The organism is Actinoplanes rectilineatus (genome assembly GCF_000962825.1).
Taxonomy (GTDB): domain Bacteria; phylum Actinomycetota; class Actinomycetes; order Mycobacteriales; family Micromonosporaceae; genus Actinoplanes; species Actinoplanes rectilineatus.
Genome location: NZ_JZKF01000303.1, coordinates 1 through 217, shown reverse-complemented (window position 1 = coordinate 217; position 217 = coordinate 1). Strand labels below are relative to the sequence as shown.

Annotated in this window: 1 rRNA gene; it reads right to left on the bottom strand. The window is 58.5% G+C overall.

Going from position 1 to position 217, the window contains the following annotated elements:
• Positions 1–217 (bottom strand): 23S ribosomal RNA (locus tag WH85_RS46500); the annotation flags it as partial.

The following is a 217-nucleotide window of genomic DNA, read 5'->3' as shown; positions in this document are numbered from 1 at the left end:
ACTCATGCCTGCATTCTCACTCGTATGGCGTCCACGACTGGATCACTCCGCCGCTTCACCCGCCATACGACGCTCCCCTACCCATCCACACACCTGCACCAGCCGAACAAGTCGACCAGCGGGGTAAAGTGTGAATGCCACAGCTTCGGCGGTGTGCTTGAGCCCCGCTACATTGTCGGCGCAGAACCACTTGACCAGTGAGCTATTACGCACTCTT